The organism is Streptomyces sp. NPDC031466 (assembly GCF_055581265.1).
Genome location: NZ_JBVIJT010000007.1, coordinates 265,197 through 283,658, shown reverse-complemented (window position 1 = coordinate 283,658; position 18,462 = coordinate 265,197). Strand labels below are relative to the sequence as shown.

The 18,462-nt window shown below is 72.0% G+C and carries 15 protein-coding genes; 5 read left to right on the top strand and 10 right to left on the bottom strand.

All coding sequences use genetic code 11. The features are described from left to right. Window positions 1–10: 10 nt before the first annotated feature. From mmsA to iolC, 5 genes are all read right to left on the bottom strand, one after another. A complete protein-coding gene (gene mmsA, locus ACZ5GP_RS19265) occupies window positions 11–1,513 on the bottom strand; it encodes a CoA-acylating methylmalonate-semialdehyde dehydrogenase (protein WP_468751980.1) in 1,503 nt (500 codons plus the stop codon). A 17-nt stretch (window positions 1,514–1,530) separates the two neighbouring features. After that, window positions 1,531–3,420 carry a 3D-(3,5/4)-trihydroxycyclohexane-1,2-dione acylhydrolase (decyclizing) gene (gene iolD, locus ACZ5GP_RS19260; protein WP_468751979.1) on the bottom strand — a complete coding sequence of 630 codons (1,890 nt, stop codon included), beginning with the start codon at window positions 3,418–3,420 and terminating at the stop codon, window positions 1,531–1,533. Continuing rightward, window positions 3,417–4,229, bottom strand: coding sequence for a 5-deoxy-glucuronate isomerase (iolB, locus tag ACZ5GP_RS19255; RefSeq protein WP_468751978.1), 813 nt, complete (start codon window positions 4,227–4,229; stop codon window positions 3,417–3,419). Before iolB ends, iolD begins: the two co-directional genes overlap by 4 nt. Before the next feature lie 25 nt (window positions 4,230–4,254). Next, window positions 4,255–5,139, bottom strand: coding sequence for a Cgl0159 family (beta/alpha)8-fold protein (locus ACZ5GP_RS19250; protein WP_468752160.1), 885 nt, complete (start codon window positions 5,137–5,139; stop codon window positions 4,255–4,257). Window positions 5,140–5,225: 86 nt separating this feature from the next. Next, window positions 5,226–6,179, bottom strand: a complete 954-nt coding sequence (gene iolC, locus ACZ5GP_RS19245) for a 5-dehydro-2-deoxygluconokinase (protein WP_468751977.1) — start codon at window positions 6,177–6,179, stop codon at window positions 5,226–5,228. Between the two features lie 135 nt (window positions 6,180–6,314). Between iolC and ACZ5GP_RS19240 the strand changes: the two genes are divergently transcribed. From ACZ5GP_RS19240 to ACZ5GP_RS19225, 4 genes are all read left to right on the top strand, one after another. Further along, on the top strand, window positions 6,315–7,214 hold the full coding sequence (locus ACZ5GP_RS19240) for a sugar phosphate isomerase/epimerase family protein (protein ID WP_468751976.1): 900 nt from the start codon (window positions 6,315–6,317) through the stop codon (window positions 7,212–7,214). Between the two features lie 305 nt (window positions 7,215–7,519). Beyond that, window positions 7,520–7,717 carry a helix-turn-helix transcriptional regulator gene (locus ACZ5GP_RS19235; RefSeq protein ID WP_358580507.1) on the top strand — a complete coding sequence of 66 codons (198 nt, stop codon included), beginning with the start codon at window positions 7,520–7,522 and terminating at the stop codon, window positions 7,715–7,717. 144 nt (window positions 7,718–7,861) lie between these two features. Beyond that, on the top strand, window positions 7,862–8,185 hold the full coding sequence (locus ACZ5GP_RS19230) for a heavy-metal-associated domain-containing protein (RefSeq protein ID WP_468751975.1): 324 nt from the start codon (window positions 7,862–7,864) through the stop codon (window positions 8,183–8,185). Window positions 8,186–8,276: 91 nt separating this feature from the next. Then, window positions 8,277–10,538, top strand: coding sequence for a heavy metal translocating P-type ATPase (locus tag ACZ5GP_RS19225; RefSeq protein WP_468751974.1), 2,262 nt, complete (start codon window positions 8,277–8,279; stop codon window positions 10,536–10,538). A 410-nt stretch (window positions 10,539–10,948) separates the two neighbouring features. Here ACZ5GP_RS19225 and ACZ5GP_RS19220 read toward each other — a convergent pair whose 3' ends face one another. Next, complete coding sequence (locus ACZ5GP_RS19220) at window positions 10,949–12,247, bottom strand: citrate synthase (protein ID WP_167516009.1); 1,299 nt, start codon at window positions 12,245–12,247, stop codon at window positions 10,949–10,951. Between the two features lie 197 nt (window positions 12,248–12,444). Beyond that, window positions 12,445–14,688, bottom strand: a complete 2,244-nt coding sequence (gene recD2 / locus ACZ5GP_RS19215; RefSeq protein WP_468751973.1) for an SF1B family DNA helicase RecD2 — start codon at window positions 14,686–14,688, stop codon at window positions 12,445–12,447. Between the two features lie 308 nt (window positions 14,689–14,996). On the opposite strand from recD2, the gene ACZ5GP_RS19210 reads away from it, so the two are divergent. Then, the gene (locus ACZ5GP_RS19210; RefSeq protein WP_358698940.1) at window positions 14,997–15,149 is read left to right on the top strand and encodes a hypothetical protein; all 153 of its coding nucleotides are present in this window, start codon (window positions 14,997–14,999) and stop codon (window positions 15,147–15,149) included. Window positions 15,150–15,266: 117 nt separating this feature from the next. Here the strand turns inward: ACZ5GP_RS19210 and ACZ5GP_RS19205 are convergent, their stop codons facing one another. The 3 genes from ACZ5GP_RS19205 to ACZ5GP_RS19195 are packed head-to-tail and all read right to left on the bottom strand — an operon-like array spanning window position 15,267 to window position 18,453. After that, the gene (locus ACZ5GP_RS19205; RefSeq protein WP_468751972.1) at window positions 15,267–16,130 is read right to left on the bottom strand and encodes a sugar phosphate isomerase/epimerase family protein; all 864 of its coding nucleotides are present in this window, start codon (window positions 16,128–16,130) and stop codon (window positions 15,267–15,269) included. Further along, window positions 16,127–17,305, bottom strand: coding sequence for a dihydrodipicolinate synthase family protein (locus ACZ5GP_RS19200; protein WP_468751971.1), 1,179 nt, complete (start codon window positions 17,303–17,305; stop codon window positions 16,127–16,129). The genes ACZ5GP_RS19205 and ACZ5GP_RS19200 overlap by 4 nt, the downstream gene beginning before the upstream one ends. Further along, window positions 17,302–18,453: a Gfo/Idh/MocA family protein gene (locus ACZ5GP_RS19195; RefSeq protein ID WP_468751970.1), complete on the bottom strand. Its 1,152-nt coding sequence runs from the start codon at window positions 18,451–18,453 to the stop codon at window positions 17,302–17,304. The genes ACZ5GP_RS19200 and ACZ5GP_RS19195 overlap by 4 nt, the downstream gene beginning before the upstream one ends. Window positions 18,454–18,462: the final 9 nt, after the last annotated feature.

Genomic DNA, 18,462 nt, shown 5'->3' with positions numbered 1-18,462 from the left:
GGCCGGTGACTCAGTGGTTGCGCGGGAAGCCCAGGTCCACGCCGGCCGGCGCGTCGGAGGGGTCGGGCCAGCGCGTGGTGACGACCTTGCCGCGCGTGTAGAAGTGCGTGCCGTCGTTGCCGTAGATGTGGTGGTCCCCGAAGAGGGAGTCCTTCCAGCCGCCGAAGGAGTGGTAGCCCACCGGCACCGGGATCGGCACGTTCACGCCGACCATGCCCGCCTCGATCTCCAGCTGGAAGCGGCGGGCCGCGCCGCCGTCCCGGGTGAAGATCGCGGTGCCGTTGCCGAACGGCGAGGCGTTCATGAGCGCCACGCCCTCCTCGTAGGTGTCCACGCGCAGCACGCACAGGACCGGGCCGAAGATCTCGTCCCGGTAGGCCTTGGCGGTGGTCGGGACGCGGTCGAGCAGCGACAGGCCGATCCAGTGGCCGTCCTCGTGGCCCTCGACGGTGTACCCGGTGCCGTCCAGGACGACCTCGCAGCCCTCGGCCGCCGCGCCCGCGACGTAGGAGGCGACCTTGTCGCGGTGGGCGGCCGTGATGAGCGGGCCCATCTCGGACGCCGGGTCGTTGCCCGGGCCGATCTTGATCTTCTCGGCGCGTTCCTTGATCTTGCCCACCAGCTCGTCGGCGATGGAACCGACCGCGACGACGGCCGAGATGGCCATGCAGCGCTCGCCCGCCGAGCCGTAGGCCGCCGAGACGGCGGCGTCGGCCGCCGCGTCCAGGTCGGCGTCGGGCAGGACCAGCATGTGGTTCTTGGCGCCGCCGAGCGCCTGGACGCGCTTGCCGTTGGCGGAGGCGGTGGCGTGGATGTGGCGGGCGATGGGCGTGGAGCCGACGAAGGAGACGGCCGCGACGTCCGGGTGCTCCAGGAGGCGGTCGACGGCCACCTTGTCGCCGTGCACCACGTTGAAGACGCCGTCGGGCAGACCGGCCTCGGCGAGCAGCTCCGCGATCTTCATGGAGGCCGAGGGGTCCTTCTCCGACGGCTTCAGGACGAAGGTGTTGCCGCAGGCGATGGCCAGCGGGAACATCCACATCGGCACCATGGCCGGGAAGTTGAACGGCGTGATGCCCGCGACGACGCCGAGCGGCTGGCGGATGGAGGAGACGTCCACGCGCGAGGCGACCTCCGTCGACAGCTCACCCTTCAGCTGCACCGTGATGCCGCAGGCCAGGTCGACGATCTCCAGGCCGCGGGCGACCTCGCCGAGCGCGTCGGAGTGCACCTTGCCGTGCTCGGCGACGATCAGCTCGGCGATCGCGTCGCGGTTGGCGTCCAGCAGCGCGCGGAACGTGAACAGGATCGAGGTGCGCTTGGCGAGGGAGGAGGTGCCCCAGGTCGCGAAGGCCGCACGGGCGGCGCCGACGGCGGCGTCCACCTCGGCCACGTCCGCGAAGGCGACCCGCGTCGTGACGGCGCCGGTCGCCGGGTCGGTGACCGGGCCGTACGTTCCGGACGCGCCCTCGACGGGCTTTCCACCGATCCAGTGATTGACGGTCTTCGTCATGACAAGCATCCCTACTCTCACAGGTGGCGGCGTCGGGCAGTGACGTGCCGGTCGTACTCTTCCCTGGCCTTGACCGCGGACATCCGGGTCGCCGTCTCGGCCACGGGCACATCCCACCACGCCTGCGCCGGGGGCGGCCCCGACACTGTGTCTGCCGTTTCCGTCTCCACATAGACACATGTGGGCCGGTCCGCGCCCCGCGCCTCCAGCAGGGCCGCCCGCAGGTCGCGCACGGTCCTGGCGCGCAGCACCCGCATCCCCAGCGAGGCCGCGTTCGCCGCGAGGTCGACGGGCAGCGGGTCCCGGCTGTACGTGCCGTCCGGCGCCCGGAAGCGGTAGTCCGTGCCGAACCGCTCGCCGCCCACCGACCGGGAGAGGCCGCCGATGGAGGCGTACCCGTGGTTCTGCAGGATGACGACCTTGACCGGGATGTTCTCCTGCACGGCCGTGACGATCTCGGTCGGGTTCATCAGATACGTGCCGTCGCCGACCAGCGCCCACACCGGGCGCCCCGGCGCGGCCAGCGCGACCCCGATCGACGCCGGGATCTCGTATCCCATGCAGGAGTAGCCGTACTCCACGTGGTACTGGCGCGGCGAGCGGGTCCGCCACAGTTTGTGCAGGTCGCCGGGGAGCGAACCGGCGGCGTTGACGAGGATGTCCTCCTCCGTCACCAGCGCGTCCAGCGCGCCGAGGACCTGGGCCTGCGTCGGGCGCGCGTCCGGCTCGTCCGCGTCGTACGCGGCGTCCACGCGCTGCTCCCAGCGGGCCTTGTCGCCCCGGTACTCCGCGGTGTAGGCGGGCTCCACCCGGTGGTCGCCCAGCTCCCGGGTGAGCGCCTCCAGGCCGGTGCGGGCGTCCGCGATCAGGGTGGCGCCCGCCATCTTGTGGCCGTCGAACGGCGTCACGTTGAGGTTGAGGAAGCGCACCCCGGGCCGCTCGAAGAGCGTGCCGGACGCGGTGGTGAAGTCGCTGTAGCGGGTGCCGACGCCGATCACCAGGTCGGCGGCGCGGGCCAGTTCGTTCGCCGTGGCCGTGCCGGTGTGGCCGATGCCGCCGACGTCCGCCGGGTGGTCGAAGCGCAGCGAGCCCTTGCCCGCCTGGGTGGCGGCGACGGGGATGCCGGTGGCGTCGGCGAAGCGGCGCAGGGCGTCCTCGGCGGCGCTGTGGTGGACGCCGCCGCCCGCGATGACCACGGGCCGGCGCGCCGCGCGGACCGCGGCCACGGCGGCGGCCAGTTCACCCGGGTCGGGGGCGGGCCTGCGGACGGCCCACACCCGCTCCGCGAAGAACTCCTCGGGCCAGTCGTAGGCCTCCGCCTGGACGTCCTGCGGCAGGGCGAGGGTGACGGCGCCGGTCTCGACGGGGTCGGTCAGGACCCGCGCCGCGGCGAGGGCGGCGGGGATCAGCGCCTCGGGCCGGGTCACGCGGTCGAAGTACTTCGAGACGGGCCGCAGGCAGTCGTTGACCGACACGTCGCCCGCGTAGGGCACTTCGAGCTGCTGGAGCACGGGGTCGGCGGGCCGGGCGGCGAAGGTGTCGCCGGGCAGCAGGAGGACCGGCAGCCGGTTGACGGTGGCGAGCGCGGCGCCGGTGACGAGATTGGTGGCGCCGGGCCCGATGGACGTGGTGACCGCGTGGGTGGCCAGGCGGCCGCACTGGCGGGCGTACCCGACGGCCGCGTGCACCATGGCCTGTTCATTGCGCCCCTGGTGGAAGGGCATCTCGTCGGCGTATTCCACGAGCGCCTGCCCGATGCCCGCGACATTGCCGTGCCCGAAGATGCCCCAGGTCGCGCCGATCAGCCGCTGCCGGTGGCCGTCCCGTTCGGTGTACTGCCGGGACAGGAAGCGCACGAGCGCCTGCGCGGTGGTGAGCCGCACGGTGCCCGCGGGGGTCCGCGTCATCGGTATCCCTCCGTGTGGTCGGGGTGGAAGCAGATCCGCCACTCCCGCTCCTCGCCGGGCCCCGCCATCACGTTCAGGTAGTACATGGCGTGGCCCGGCTGGGCGACGGACGGGCCGTGCCAGCCGTCGGGCACGAGCACGGCGTCCCCGGTGCGGACCTCGGCCAGGACATCGGTACCGCCCTCGCGGGAGGGGAACACCCGCTGATAGCCGAATCCTTCGTGGCCCCCGGGAGCCGCGATCTCGAAGTAGTAGATCTCCTCCAGCTCGGCCTCGACACCCGGGCGGTGCTCGTCGTGCTTGTGCGGCGGATACGAGGACCAGTTGCCGCCGGGCGTGATGACCTCGACGGCGATGAGGCGGTCGCAGTCGAAGGCGTCCGCGGCGGCGAAGTTGCGGACCTCGCGGGAGCAGGTGCCGCTGCCGCGGCTCTCGACGGGAACCTCCGGCGCGGGGCCGTAGCGGGCGGGGAGTCGACGCTCGCACTTCGCTCCTGCCAGGGCGAAGCGGCCTCCCGCGCCGGAGGCGATCTGGACGTGGGCGTCACGGGGCACGTAAGCGAAGTCGGTGACTCCGCCGAACACGCTCTCCCGGCCCAGGAGTTCGATGGTTCCGCCCTCCGTGTGCACCGTACAGCCGCCGCTCAGCGGGAGCACGATCCATTCACTCCCGCCGGTGGCGAACACGTGGCTGCCCCCGGCCTCGATCTCGACCACGCGCAGCGAGCAGTAGGCCCAGCCCGCCCGTTCCGGATCGATGTCGAGGGCGTACGGCCCCGTGGCCGCACCGCCTTTCGGTACGTGTGTCATGTGCGCCTCCTTGAGCCCGTACCCACTAGAGCAGCCCCACGGCGGTGTCGACCGCCGCCGCCACGTCCCCGTCGGGCGGATAGAGCAGGGCCCTGCCGACGACCAGGCCCCGCACGGTGGGCAGCCGCAGGGCGCCGCGCCACTTCTCGTACGCGGCGTCCTGATCGTCCCCGATGTCACCGCCGAGCAGCACGGCCGGCAGGGTGGACGTCTCCATGACGCGGGCCATGTCGTCGGGGTCCTCGGTGACGGGGACCTTCAGCCAGGTGTACGCGGACGTCCCGCCGAGCCCCGAGGCGATGGCGATGGACGTGATGACGGCCGCGGCGCCCAGGTCGTTGCGGGGCGGGCCGGTGCCGTCGGGTCCGTGCCTGCGGGTCAGGAACGGCTCGACGAAGACGGGCAGTCCACGCGCGGCCATGGCGTCGACGGCGCGCGCGGCGGAGTGCAGCGTGTTCAGTGAGCCAGGGTCGTCGTAGTCGACGCGGAGCAGCAGCTTGCCCGCGTCGAAGCGGAGCCGCCCGAGGTCCTCGGGCCGGTACCCGGTGAACCGGTCGTCCAGCTCGAAGGCGGCCCCGGCGAGCCCCCCGCGGTTCATCGACCCCATCACCACCTTGCCGTCCAGGGCGCCGAGGAGCAGCAGGTCCTCCAGGATGTCGGCGGTCGCGAGCACCCCGTCGACGCCGGGCCGCGACAGCGCGAGGCACAGTCGCGCCAGCAGGTCCCCGCGCCGCGCCATGGCGAACGGCTCGCCCCCGACCCCGAGGGCCCCCCGGGCCGGGTGGTCGGCGGCGACGATCAACAACCGCCCCCGTTCCCCGAGAAGGGCCCGCCGCTCACGCCGTGCGGCGGCTTCCGCGATGGCTTCGGGGTGGTACGCGCGGATCCGGCTGAGGTCGGCCACGGTCAGCCCTTCCGACGCCGGAAAATCCAGCCCCTCCGGCGTTTGCGGAGCGGGGTTCGGGGCGGAGCCCCGTGGCAGGGGCTCCCGGGCGCTCACGAAACGACCCCGGCGTCGACCGCCGAGGCGACCTCGCCAGGAAACGGCATGGCGGAGGAACACTCCAGCCGCGAGGCGACGATCGCCCCCGCCGCGTTCGCGTACCGCATGATCCGCTCCAGGTCCCAGCCCGCGAGCAGGCCGTGGCACAACGCCCCGCCGAACGCGTCGCCGGCGCCGAGCCCGTTGAGGACCTCGACCGGCAGGGGCGGCACTTCGGCGCTCTCTCCCGCGCGGTTCATCGCGAGGACTCCCGCGGGTCCCTGCTTGACGACGGCCAGTTCGACCCCGGCGGCCAGCAACGCCCGCGCCGCCGCGCGGGGTTCGCGCTCCCCCGTGGCGATCTCGACCTCGTCGAGGTTGCCGACGGCGACGGTGGCGTGCGCCAGGGCGGCGGCGTAGTGGGGTCGTGCCGCCGCCGGATCGCTCCAGAACATCGGCCGCCAGTCCAGATCGAAAACCGTGGTCCCGGCCGACCGGCAGGCCAGCGCGGCCAGCGTCGCCGACCGGCTCGGCTCCTCGCACAGCCCCGTGCCCGTCATCCAGAAGATCCGCGCCGCCGCGATCGCGTCGAGGTCGAGTTCACTCTCGTACATCTGGAGGTCGGGGGCCTTGGGCTGCCGGTAGAAGTACAGCGGGAAGTCGTCCGGCGGGAAGACCTCGCAGAACGTCAACGGCGTGGGCAGCCCGGCGACCGCGCGCACGAAGCGGTCGTCGACCCCGAACTCCCGCAGCGCCCGGCGCAGGTACGTCCCGAAGGGGTCCTCGCCCGTGCGCGTGACGACGGCGACGCGGCGCCCGAGGCGGGCGGCGGCGACCGCGACGTTGCTGGGCGAACCGCCGAGGAACTTCCCGAACGCGGTGACGTCGGCGAGGGACACCCCGCTCTGCAGCGGGTAGAGGTCGACCCCGATCCGGCCCATGGTGATGACGTCGTACGGATCCGTCACCCTGCACTCCCTCTCGGCTCCCTCGCGGCGGCGCTGCCCCAGGTCTAATGCCGTTCCGGGAACCCTGTCAACATTTTGTCCTTACATTCGGACCACTCCTTGACACCTTTCCGGGGCGGACCGAGGCTGGCGGCCATGACGACGCTGTCTCGCATCCGGATCGGTTCGGCGCCCGACTCGTGGGGGGTGTGGTTCCCCGAGGACCCGGCCCAGGTGCCCTGGCGCCGCTTCCTCGACGAGGTCGCCGCCAGCGGGTACGAGTGGATCGAGCTGGGCCCGTACGGCTATCTGCCCACCGATCCGGTCGAACTGGCGGACGAGACGGCCCGGCGCGGCCTGCGGGTCTCCGCGGGCACGGTCTTCACCGGCCTGCACCACGGCCCCGCCGTCTGGGAGAAGACCTGGGCGCACGTCGCCGACATCGCCGCGCTCACCCGCGCCATGGGCGCCGAGCACCTCGTCGTCATCCCGTCGTTCTGGCGCGACGACAAGACGGGCGTGGTCCTCGAGGAGCGGGTCCTGACGCCCGCGCAATGGCGCGATCTGGCCGCCCAGACCGAGCGCCTGGCCCATGAGGTCCGCGAGCGGTACGGCCTCCGGGTCGTCGTGCACCCGCACGCCGACACGCACATCGACACCGAGGAGAACGTCACCCGCTTCCTCGACGCCACCGACCCGGACCTCATCGCGCTCTGTCTGGACACCGGGCACTACGCCTACTGCGGCGGCGACAGCCTCAAGCTCATCGAGACCTACGGCGAGCGCATCGGCTATCTGCACCTCAAGCAGGTCGACCCGGAGATCCTCGCCGGGGTGCGCGCGGACGAGGCGCCGTTCGGGCCCGCGGTGGCGCGCGGCGTGATGTGCGAGCCGCCCGCCGGGGTGCCGGCCCTGGAGCCGGTCCTCGCCGCGGCGCAGCGGCTCGGCGTCGACCTCTTCGCCATCGTGGAGCAGGACATGTACCCGTGCCCCCCGGACAAGCCGCTGCCGATCGCGCGGCGCACGCGCGCCTTCCTCCGGTCGTGCGGCGCGTAGCTCCCGACGAGGGAGTACCCCCGGCCGTCCGGCGGCCGGCGCGGCCCGTCAAGACGCCACCCCGGCCCGTCAAGACGCCACCCCGGCGCGGCGAGATCACATCCATGCGCCGCTTTCGTCACAAACACCCGCTTCCTGTCACACATGTCTCGTATACGCGGGACTCCTGTCACAGCGGAACCACAAACACTCTGCACTGGTCACTGTGCGTCGTTCACCGGGCACAGGCTGAGTGATCGCCGAGCGCGCCCAGCTCCCCCGTCGACCTCTCCGGCCGACCTGGGCACGCGCAGGGAGGTGCACCCATGACCGACCGCAGGCTCTGGTCGTACAAGGAGATCGCCGCGCACATCCGGGTCCAGCCCGACACCGTGCGCTCCTACCGCAAGCACGGGCTGCTGCCCGCGCCCGACCACGTGGAGGGGGGCAAGCCGTACTGGTACGCCGACACGGTGCGCGCCTGGGTGGCGGCCCGCCCGGGGAACCGCGGGCGCAGAAGCTAAGGGGTGGCGGCCATGCCGCGTTGCTGAATACCCCCTAGGGGTATAGTGTGAGGTGTGTCGAGGGGGTCCTGGGCATTCCGGGACCCTCACGCACGTTACGACGCATATCCGTACATCCGTGCCCCACGCCCCGAGGAGAACGACATGAGCGCCCAGACCGAGCTCCCGCAGGCCGCGTCCGAGACGACCGGCTCCTGCTGCACCCCCAGCGGTTCCTGCCACTCCGGTGGCGCCGCCGAGACCCCGCAGGGCGCCGTCACCACCGTGTACGAGGTGACGGGCATGACCTGCGGCCACTGCGAGGGCGCCGTCTCCGCCGAGATCTCCGGGCTCGCGGGCGTCCGCTCCGTCCAGGCGGTGGCCGCCACCGGCCAGGTCACCGTGGTCTCCGAGGCCCCGCTGGACGAGGCCGCGGTGCGCGCCGCGGTGGACGAGGCGGGCTACGAACTGGCCGGCGTCAAGGCCTGAGACCCCGGCGACCCCCGGGCCCCGTGATGCCGACACCGGCACCACGGGGCCCGCCGCCGTGCCACCGGCCCACAAGGAGTACGAAGGAGTCATGACCGAAGTCTCCGAAGTCGAACTCGCCGTCGGCGGAATGACCTGCGCCTCCTGCTCGTCCCGCATCGAGAAGAAGCTGAACCGCCTGGAGGGCGTGACCGCGACGGTCAACCTCGCCACGGAGAAGGCGAAGGTCTCCTACGCCGACGGGGTCGAGGTCGCCCAGCTGATCGCCCTGGTCGAGAAGCTGGGATACACGGCACGGGAGATCGTCCCGCCCCCGCCGGAGCCAGTCGCGGACCCCGCCCCCGACCCGGGCACCGCCGACGTCACCGCACCCGACACCCTGCGGCAGCGCCTGGTCGTCTGCGCCCTGCTGTCCCTGCCCGTCGTGCTCCTGGCGATGGTCCCCGCCCTCCAGTTCGACAACTGGCAGTGGCTCTCCCTCACCCTCGCCGCGCCCGTCGTCGTCTGGGGCGGCCTGCCCTTCCACCGGGCGGCGCTCACCAACCTGCGGCACGGCGCCGCGACCATGGACACCCTCGTCTCGGTCGGCACGCTCGCCGCCTTCGGCTGGTCGCTGTGGGCGCTGTTCCTCGGGGACGCCGGGATGCCCGGGATGCGGCACGGCTTCGACCTGACGGCCTCGCCCGGCGACGGGGCCGCGACGATCTACCTGGAGGTCGCCTCCGGGGTCGTCACCTTCATCCTGCTGGGCCGCTGGCTGGAGGCCCGCTCCAAGCGGCGGGCCGGCTCGGCCCTGCGCGCCTTGCTCGAACTGGGCGCCAAGGACGTCGCCGTGCTGCGCGACGACAGGACGGAGGAGCGGATCCCGGTCGGCCGGCTGACCGTCGGGGACCGTTTCGTCGTACGGCCCGGGGAGCGGGTCGCCACCGACGGCACCGTCGTCGAAGGGGCCTCCGCGGTGGACGCCTCGACGCTGACCGGCGAGTCCGTGCCCGTCGACGTGGGGGTGGGCGACGCCGTCACCGGGGCGACCGTGAACACCTCGGGGCGCCTGGTCGTACGGGCCACCCGCGTCGGCTCCGACACCCAGCTGGCCCGCATGGCGCGGCTGGTGGAGGACGCCCAGACCGGCAAGGCCCAGGTGCAGCGCCTCGCCGACCGCGTCGCCGCGGTCTTCGTACCCGTGGTGCTGCTCATCGCGGCGGCCACCCTCGGCGGCTGGCTCGGCGCCACGGGCGACGCGACCGCCGCGTTCACCGCCGCCGTCGCCGTGCTGATCATCGCCTGCCCGTGCGCGCTGGGCCTCGCCACGCCGACCGCCCTGATGGTGGGCACCGGACGGGGCGCCCAGCTCGGCATCCTCATCAAGGGCCCCGAGGTCCTGGAGTCCACGCGCCGCGTCGACACCGTCGTCCTGGACAAGACGGGCACGGTGACCACGGGCCGCATGGAGATGGTGGACGCGCACGCCGTCGGCGACACGGACGAGAAGCAGTTGCTGCGCCTGGCGGGCGCCCTGGAGCACGCCTCCGAGCACCCGGTCGCCCGGGCCGTGGCGGCGGGCGCCGCCGACCGGCTCGACGTGCGCGGCGGTGAACTGCCCACGCCGGAGCGCTTCGAGGGCGTCGCCGGGGCCGGAGTGCGCGGGACGGTGGACGGGCACGACGTCCTGGCCGGGCGCGAGCGGCTCCTCGCGGACGCGGGCGTCACCGGCCTGGACGCGCTGACCGCGCCGAGGCAGGAGGCGGAGGCGTCGGGCCGTACGGCCGTGCTGGTCGCCTGGGACGGTGTCGCACGCGGGGTGCTCACGGTCGCCGACGCCATCAAGGGGACCAGCGCCGAGGCGGTGCGCGAGCTGCGGGCGCTCGGCCTGACGCCGGTGCTGCTGACCGGCGACAACAAGGCCGTCGCCCACGCGGTCGCGGACGCGGTGGGCATCCCCGCCGACGCCGTGTACGCGGAGGTCATGCCGCAGGACAAGGCCGACGTCGTGGCGAGGCTGCGCGCCGAGGGCCGGGTCGTGGCGATGGTCGGGGACGGGGTGAACGACGCGGCGGCGCTCGCCACCGCCGATCTCGGCCTCGCGATGGGCACCGGCACGGACGCGGCGATCGAGGCGAGCGACCTGACGCTGACGCGCGGGGACCTGCGGGTCGCGGCCGACGCCATCAGGCTCTCCCGCAAGACGCTCGCCACCATCAAGGGCAACCTCTGCTGGGCCTTCGGCTACAACGTCGCCGCGCTGCCGCTCGCCGCGGCCGGGCTCCTGAACCCGATGATCGCCGGCGCCGCGATGGCGTTCTCGTCGGTCTTCGTGGTCACCAACAGCCTCCGGCTGCGGACGTTCTCATAACCCCTTCACAGGACCGTTTCAGCATCCTCACGGACCTCGCGAGATCCCCATATCGGGGCCCTTGCGCAGGTACGGGACATATGCAGGAGACGCAGATCACAGAGATGTGGACGTAACCATCTGGGGGGGTCGCGAGTCTAATGGGACGATGCCAGAAGACGTCTTGGGGGACGTCATCTGCCATCAGGGGACATCTTGGGGGATGCTCCCTGGAACTGCGTTGCCGGGGCACGTGCACCGGGGAGCTTGAGCGGCCCTCCCGTGCGTACGCGTCCCGGCACGGCGCAGGGCGACCACAGACCCCCGGCCGGATCCCGTGGGGGGAATCCGTACCGGGAAAAAGGGAAGCGCCCCGACCGTCGACCCGTGGGGGGATCGACGGCGGGGCGCTTTCCGCTGTGCGGGGAGGGTCAGCGACCCTCGACCGGGACGAAGTCCCGCAGCACCTCGCCGGTGTAGATCTGGCGCGGGCGGCCGATGCGCGAACCCGGCTCCTTGATCATCTCGTGCCACTGGGCGATCCAGCCCGGCAGGCGTCCGAGCGCGAACAGCACGGTGAACATCTCGGTCGGGAAGCCCATGGCCCGGTAGATCAGACCGGTGTAGAAGTCCACGTTGGGGTAGAGCTTGCGCTCGACGAAGTAGTCGTCGGCCAGCGCGTGCTCCTCCAGCTTCAGCGCGATGTCGAGCAGCTCGTCGGACTTGCCGAGCGCCGAGAGGACGTCGTGCGCCGCCGCCTTGATGATCTTCGCCCGGGGGTCGAAGTTCTTGTAGACGCGGTGCCCGAAGCCCATGAGCTTCACGCCGTCTTCCTTGTTCTTCACCTTGCGGATGAAGGTGTCGACGTCGCCGCCGGAGGCCTGGATGCCTTCCAGCATCTCCAGGACCGACTGGTTGGCGCCGCCGTGCAGCGGGCCCCACAGGGCCGAGATGCCGGCCGAGATCGAGGCGAACATGTTCGCCTGCGAGGAGCCGACCAGACGCACGGTGGAGGTCGAACAGTTCTGCTCGTGGTCCGCGTGCAGGATCAGGAGCTTGTCGAGCGCGGCGACCACGACCGGGTCCAGCTCGTACTCGGCGGCGGGCACCGAGAAGGTCATGCGCAGGAAGTTCTCGACGTAGCCGAGGTCGTTGCGCGGGTAGACCACCGGGTGGCCCTGCGACTTCTTGTAGGCGTACGCGGCGATCGTCGGCAGCTTGGCGAGCAGGCGGATCGTCGAGAGGTGACGCTGCTTCTCGTCGAAGGGGTTGTGGCTGTCCTGGTAGAACGTGGACAGCGCGCTCACCACGGACGACAGCATGGCCATCGGGTGGGCGTCGCGCGGGAAGCCGTCGTAGAACCGCTTGACGTCCTCGTGCAGCAGGGTGTGCTGCGTGATCTCGTTCTTGAAGCTCGCCAGCTCGTCGACCTTCGGCAGCTCGCCGTTGATCAGCAGGTACGCCACCTCGGTGAAGGTGGAGCGCTCGGCCAGCTGCTCGATCGGGTAGCCGCGGTACCGGAGGATGCCCTGCTCGCCGTCGAGATAGGTGATGGCGGATTTATAGGCGGCGGTATTGCCATAGCCGCTGTCCAGGGTCACCAGACCGGTCTGGGCGCGGAGCTTGCCGATGTCGAAGCCCTTGTCACCGACGGTCGAATCGATCACCGGGTAGGTGTACTCGCCATCGCCGTACCGCAGTACTACAGCGTTGTTACCGTTCTCGCTCACGTCATCCCTCACCGACGTTGTGCCTCTTCTTCGAGGTGCCCTGACTGTCTCTACCATCCCCCATTTGGCCCTGGAGAGTGCACTCGGGGTCGACCATTGGGCCTATTGGCGGCACTCAGTGCCGCCAACCTGCTCATCCTGCCCCCTTCGCCCGGGTTGTGGAAGTGCTGTGTGACGTTTCCGACTCGTTTGATCGATCAAAACGCCGATCGGGCCTCTCCACGGCGTCCCGCGAGCCGGAAATCCAGCGCTGTGCAGCGCCTGCCCGCGGAGACCGTGCGGACAGCCTGCCCCAGAGCCTTGCGCGATCCGACGAGGACCACCAGCTTCTTGGCGCGTGTCACCGCCGTGTAGAGGAGGTTGCGCTGCAGCATCATCCAGGCGCCGGTGGTGACCGGGATCACGACGGCCGGATACTCGCTGCCCTGGGAGCGGTGGATCGTCACGGCGTACGCGTGGGCCAGCTCGTCCAGTTCGTCGAAGTCGTACGGGATCTCCTCGTCCTCGTCGGTGAGGACCGTCAGCCGCTGCTCGTCGGCGTCCAGGGCGGTGACGACGCCGACCGTGCCGTTGAAGACGCCGTTCTTCCCCTTCTCGTAGTTGTTGCGGATCTGGGTGACCTTGTCGCCGACGCGGAAGACCCGCCCGCCGAACCGCTTCTCGGGCAGGTCGGGGCGGGCGGGCGTGATGGCCTGCTGGAGGAGGCCGTTGAGGTTGCCCGCGCCCGCGGGGCCGCGGTGCATGGGCGCGAGGACCTGCACGTCGCGGCGCGGGTCGAGGCCGAACTTGCGGGGGATGCGGTGGGCGGCGACGTCCACCGTGACGCGGCCCGCGTCCTCGGTCTCCTCCTCCACGAAGAGGAAGAAGTCCTTCATGCCCTGGGTGAGGGGCGGCACGCCGGAGTTGATGCGGTGGGCGTTGGTGACCACGCCCGACTCCTGGGCCTGCCGGAAGATGCGGGTGAGGCGGACGGCGGGGATCGGGCTGTCCTCGCTGAGCATGTCCCGCAGCACTTCGCCCGCGCCGACGCTCGGCAACTGGTCCACGTCGCCCACGAACAGCAGATGGGCGCCCGGGGGTACGGCCTTGACCAGTTTGTTGGCGAGCAGCAGGTCGAGCATGGAGGCCTCGTCCACCACGACCAGGTCGGCGTCGAGCGGCCGCTCCCTGTCGTACGCCGCGTCGCCCCCCGGCTTCAGTTCGAGCAGGCGGTGGACCGTTGAGGCCTCCGCGCCCGTGAGTTCGGCGAGGCGCTTGGCGGCGCGGCCGGTGGGGGCGGCGAGGACCACCTTGGCCTTCTTCGCGCGGGCCAGCTCGACGATGGAGCGGACCGTGAAGGACTTGCCGCAGCCGGGGCCGCCGGTCAGGACGGCGACCTTGCGGGTCAGCGCGAGCCGGACCGCCTCCTCCTGCTCGGGCGCGAGCCGGGCCCCCGTGCGGTCCACGAGCCAGGCGAGGGCCTTGTCCCAGGCGACGTCCCGGAAGGCGGGCATCCGGTCCTCGGGGGTGGTCAGGAGCCGGGACAGCTGGGCGGCCAGGGACAGTTCGGCCCGGTGGAAGGGGACGAGGTAGACGGCGGTGATGTCGTCGCCGCCGGCCGGGTCGGGCAGGGTCTCGCGGACGACGCCCTCCTCCTCCCCCGCCAGCTCGGCGAGGCAGTCGATGACCAGGCCCGTGTCGACCTGGAGCAGCTTCACCGCGTCGGCGATGAGCCGCTCCTGGGGCAGGTAGCAGTTGCCCTGGTCGGTGGATTGCGAAAGGGCGTACTGGAGTCCGGCCTTGACGCGCTCGGGACTGTCGTGCGGGATGCCGACGGCCTGGGCGATGCGGTCGGCGGTGAGGAAGCCGATGCCCCACACGTCGGCGGCGAGGCGGTACGGCTCGTTCTTCACCACGGAGATCGACGCGTCGGCGTACTTCTTGTAGATGCGCACGGCGATGGAGGTGGAGACGCCGACTCCCTGGAGGAAGACCATGACCTCCTTGATGGCCTTCTGCTCCTCCCAGGCGGCGGCGATCATCTTCGTCCGCTTGGGGCCGAGGCCGGGCACCTCCACGAGCCGCTTCGGCTCGGTCTCGATGACGTCGAGGGTGTCCACGCCGAAGTGGGTGGTGATCCGGTCGGCCATCACGGGGCCGATGCCCTTGATGAGGCCGGAGCCGAGATAGCGGCGGATGCCCTGGATGGTGGCGGGCAGCACCGTCGTGTAGTTCTCGACCGTGAACTGCTTGCCGTACTGCGGGTGGGAGCCCCAGCGGCCCTGCATGCGCAGGCTCTCGCCGACCTGCGCGCCGAGCAGGGAACCGACGACGGTGAGCAGGTCGCCGGCGCCGCGGCCGGTGTCGACGCGCGCGACCGTGTAACCGGTCTCCTCATTGGCGTACGTGATGCGTTCGAGGACGCCTTCTAGCACCGCCGTCGCCGCGGCTGGACTCGACATGCTCCGACGCTACCGTCCGCCACTGACACCGGGATGCCTCGAAGGGGCCCGATCCCATGGACCGGGCCCCTTCGGCTCTCCCCCCGCCAGAACTCCGTGATCCCCCCGAATCCCCCGGATCCCCCCAGATCCTGGTCCCCCTTCAGAGCCCTGACGCCATGTACGACACACGTCGTGGCCGAAGGGTTGCACGGCGTTGCCGAGGAATTTTTCGCCGGGGCCCCCGGGTGCCGACGGAGCGGGGCGGACGTAGCGTGTGGGTGACGCATGACCGATGATTTCCCGGCGTACGGCTCCTTGGAGGGATGATGTTCGGCGTCCTCGCGAAGATGAGCAGGCCGATGGCCAGGGCGGTCGCCAAGAAGACCGGCATTCCGGAGAAGACCGTCACCCGCGGCATCGAGGTGCTCGTCCCCGTGGTGCTGACGATGGTCTCCAAGCGGGCCCGCAAGAAGAAGTGACCGGGCCGGGGCGCGCGGCACGCGTGCGTGCGGAGGCCGTGTCGGCACGCGTGCATGGGTGCGTGCAGAAGCGAACCGGCACCGTCACGCGCGCGTGCGGACGCGTGACGGCACGGCTCACGCGTGCGTGCGGAAGCGCTCCGCCGTTTCCCGCAGCACCTCTCCCCCGTCCCGCGCCCACAGGGCCTCGTTGAAGATCTCGACCTCGACGGGGCCCTCGTACCCGGCGGCCTCCACGAGCGCGCGCAGGGCGCGGAAGTCGACGCTGCCCTCGCCCAGTTGGCCGCGCCCGAGCAGGACGCCCGCCGGCAACGGCGTGATCCAGTCAGCCAGTTGGAAGCAGTGCAGCCGGCCGCCCGCCCCGGCCCGGGCGATCTGTGCGGGCGCCTGGTCGTCCCACCAGACGTGGTACGTGTCCACGACCACGCCCACCTGGTGCGCGGGGAAGCGTTCCGCGAGGTCGAGGGCCTGCCCCAGGGTGGAGACCACGCAGCGGTCGGCGGCGAACATCGGGTGCAGCGGCTCGACGGCCAGTCGGACACCCCGCTCCTCGGCCCAGGGGCCGAGGACGGCGAGGGCGTCGGCGACGCGCTCCCGGGCGCCCGCGAGGTCGCGGCTGCCGGGTGGCAGGCCGCCCGAGACCAGGACCAGCGTGTCGGTGCCGAGCGTCGCCGCCTCTTCGATCGCCGCGCGGTTGTCGTCCAGGGCACGCGCGCGTGCCGTCCGGTCGGGGTCCGTGAGGAAGCCGCCCCGGCACAGGCTGGTGACCGTCAGGCCGGACTCGCGCAGGAGCCGGGCGGCGCGCTCCACCCCGTACTCCTGGACCGGGGCACGCCACAGGCCGACGGCCCCGATGCCCTCCTTGACGCAGCCCTCGGCGAGTTCGGGCAGGGAGAGCTGTCGGACGGTCTCCTGGTTGACGCTCAGCCGCGAGAGCGGCAGGGGCAACGGCAGGGGTGACACGGGCGGCGGGGTGCTCATTGCGGTACTCCATGGACGGTCAGCAGCGAGCGCATCCGGGACGCCGCAAGGGACGGGTCGGGGAACAGGCCGAGCCCGTCGGCCAGTTCGTACGCGCGTGCCAGGTGCGGGAGCGAACGGGCCGACTGGAGGCCGCCCACCATCGTGAAGTGTGTCTGGTGTCCGGCCAGCCAGGCGAGGAACACCACGCCGGTCTTGTAGTAGCGGGTGGGGGCCCGGAACAGGTGGCGGGACAGCTCGACGGTGGGGTCGAGGAGCGCGCGGAAGGCTTTCACGTCGCCGGTGTCCAGGGCGCGCACGGCCTCGGCGGCGAGCGGCCCGAGCGGGTCGAGGACGCCGAGCAGCGCGTGGCTGAAGCCGTGGTCGTCGCCCGCGATCAACTCGGGGTAGTGGAAGTCGTCACCGGTGTAGCAGCGCACGCCGCGCGGCAGGCGGCGGCGCAGGGCGACCTCGCGGTCCGCGTCAAGGAGCGAGACCTTGATGCCGTCCACCTTGTCGGGGTGGGCGGCGACGACCTCCAGGAAGGTGTCGGTCGCCGCGTCCAGGTCGGCCGAGCCCCAGTAGCCCTCCAGAGCGGGGTCGAACACGGGGCCGAGCCAGTGCAGGATCACCGGTTCGCCCGCCTGCCGCAGCAGGTGGCCGTACGTCTCCAGATAGTCGTCCGGCGAGGTGGCCGCGGCGGCCAGCGCGCGCGAGGCCATCAGGATCGCCTGGGCGCCCGCCTCCTCGACGACGGCGAGCTGCTCCTCGTAGGCCTCCCTGACCCGCGTGAGGTTCGCGGGGAGGGTCAGCTGGTCGGTGCCGACGCCGCACGCGACGCGGCCGCCGACGGCCTTCGCCTCCACGGCCGAGCGGCGGATGAGTTCGGCGGCGCCCGTCCAGTCCAGGCCCATGCCGCGCTGGGCGGTGTCCATGGCCTCGGCGACGCCCAGGCCGTGCGACCACAGGTGCCGGCGGAAGGCGAGCGTGGCGTCCCAGTCGACGGCGGCGGGGCCGTCCGGGGAGACGTCCGCGCGAGGGTCGGCGACGACGTGCGCGGCGGCGAAGACGGTGCGCGAGGTGAACGGGGGCCCGCCGGCCCGTGTCCGGAGGGGCTCGGCGCGCGGACGGTACCCGCGCGTGCCGCCGCCCTCGGCGGGGAGCAGGACGGTGCCCGCCGTGCGGGAGCCGCTCACAGCTCGATCTCCGGTACGTCGAGACGGCGGCCCTGCGCGCAGGACCTCAGGCCCAGTTCGGCGAGCTGGACGCCGCGCGCGCCGGCCAGCAGGTCCCAGCGGTAGGGCGCGTCGGCGTACACGTGCTTGAGGAACAGCTCCCACTGGGCCTTGAAGCCGTTGTCGAACTCGTCGTTGTCGGGCACTTCCTGCCACTGGTCGCGGAAGGAGTGCCCGGCGGGCAGGTCGGGGTTCCACACCGGCTTCGGCGTCGTGGCACGGTGCTGTGTGCGGCAGTCGCGCAGGCCCGCGACGGCCGAGCCCTCGGTGCCGTCCACCTGGAACTCCACCAGCTCGTCGCGGTTGACCCGCACCGCCCAGGAGGAGTTGATCTGCGCGACGACGCCGCCCTCCAGCTCGAAGACGCCGTACGCGGCGTCGTCGGCGGTGGCGTCGTAGGGCTTGCCGTGCTCGTCCCAGCGCTGCGGGAGGTGCGTGGCGGTCAGCGCCTGGACGGTGCGTACGCGGCCGAACAGCTCGTGCAGGACGTACTCCCAGTGCGGGAACATGTCGACGACGATGCCGCCGCCGTCCTCGGCGCGGTAGTTCCACGAGGGGCGCTGGGCCGCCTGCCAGTCGCCCTCGAAGACCCAGTAGCCGAACTCGCCGCGCACGGACAGGACGCGGCCGAAGAAGCCGCCGTCGACGAGCCGCTTCAGCTTGCGCAGCCCCGGCAGGAAGAGCTTGTCCTGGACGACGCCGTGCTTCACGCCGGCGTCCCTGGCCAGCCGCGCGAGCGCGAGGGCGGCGTCCAGGCCGGTGGCGGTCGGCTTCTCGGTGTAGATGTGCTTCTTGGCGGCGATGGCCTTCTTGAGGGCGTCCTCGCGGGCGGAGGTGACCTGCGCGTCGAAGTAGATGTCGACGGTGGGGTCGGCGAGGACCGCGTCGAGGTCGGCCGTGAAGTGCTCCAGGCCGTGCCGCTCGGCGAGTGCGCGCAGCGCGTGCTCCCTGCGGCCCACCAGGACGGGCTCGGGCCACAGCACGGTGCCGTCGCCGAGGTCGAGGCCGCCCTGTTCGCGCAGGGCCAGGATCGAGCGGACGAGGTGCTGGCGGTGGCCCATGCGTCCGGTGACGCCGTTCATGGCGATACGCACCGTCTTGCGTGTCACGAAAGTTCC

Excerpts from the sequence above, each read along its gene's own strand:
- mmsA (WP_468751980.1), bottom strand. The coding sequence starts at position 1,513 with ATGACGAAGACCGTCAATCACTGGATCGGTGGAAAGCCCGTCGAGGGC.
- iolD (WP_468751979.1), bottom strand. The coding sequence starts at position 3,420 with ATGACGCGGACCCCCGCGGGCACCGTGCGGCTCACCACCGCGCAGGCG.
- iolB (WP_468751978.1), bottom strand. The coding sequence starts at position 4,229 with ATGACACACGTACCGAAAGGCGGTGCGGCCACGGGGCCGTACGCCCTC.
- ACZ5GP_RS19240 (WP_468751976.1), top strand. The coding sequence starts at position 6,315 with ATGACGACGCTGTCTCGCATCCGGATCGGTTCGGCGCCCGACTCGTGG.
- ACZ5GP_RS19235 (WP_358580507.1), top strand. The coding sequence starts at position 7,520 with ATGACCGACCGCAGGCTCTGGTCGTACAAGGAGATCGCCGCGCACATC.
- ACZ5GP_RS19230 (WP_468751975.1), top strand. The coding sequence starts at position 7,862 with ATGAGCGCCCAGACCGAGCTCCCGCAGGCCGCGTCCGAGACGACCGGC.
- ACZ5GP_RS19225 (WP_468751974.1), top strand. The coding sequence starts at position 8,277 with ATGACCGAAGTCTCCGAAGTCGAACTCGCCGTCGGCGGAATGACCTGC.
- recD2 (WP_468751973.1), bottom strand. The coding sequence starts at position 14,688 with ATGTCGAGTCCAGCCGCGGCGACGGCGGTGCTAGAAGGCGTCCTCGAA.
- ACZ5GP_RS19210 (WP_358698940.1), top strand. The coding sequence starts at position 14,997 with ATGTTCGGCGTCCTCGCGAAGATGAGCAGGCCGATGGCCAGGGCGGTC.
- ACZ5GP_RS19205 (WP_468751972.1), bottom strand. The coding sequence starts at position 16,130 with ATGAGCACCCCGCCGCCCGTGTCACCCCTGCCGTTGCCCCTGCCGCTC.